Raw genomic sequence first — 612 nt, 5'->3', positions numbered from 1 at the left:
TCTTGCCACACCAGCAAACCGAGTTCATCGCAAAGGTTATAAAAGGTTTCACTCTCGTACTGACCGCCGCCCCACACGCGAATCATGTTCATGTTGGCATCAACCGCACTTTGCAATAGGTCTCGATAACGGTGTTCACATTCTCGCCCCGGCATCGCATCGACAGGAATCCAGTTCGCACCTTTGGCATTAATAGGCGTGCCATTGACGATAAATTCCATCGCAGAGCCATGTTCATCTGCCTGACTATTTAAGCTCAACTGACGAAGTCCAATCTTGCGCGACAGCGTTTGCTCACCACAACCAACAGAAATGGTGTACAGATGCGAGTCGCCGTAACCTACAGGCCACCAGAGTTGCGGCTTTTGAACATGGAACTGACAGTGATAGTGACCACTTCCTTCGGTTTGAATAAATTGAACTTCGCCATCAAATTCCACGGTAACATGATGGCTTTGGTTGTCGGTTTGCACTTCCACCAGCGCGTCTAAAATCACACTGCCATCGGCTTGCCATTGTTGCTCGGTTGAGACATTTTTTAACCAAATGTCGGTCACTACATCGATTTGGATTGGGTCGTAAATGCCCGATACCATCAAACAAATGCCCCAA

General features: G+C 48.2%; 1 pseudogene. It reads right to left on the bottom strand.

The window, feature by feature from the left end:
- Nucleotides 1–612 (bottom strand): annotated as a pseudogene (locus R7093_RS26395) (glycoside hydrolase family 2 protein); the annotation flags it as partial.

This window comes from Vibrio sp. 1580 (genome assembly GCF_033340055.1).
Note: the sequence above shows the minus strand (reverse complement) of the source record. Positions and strands in the feature narration are given on the sequence as shown.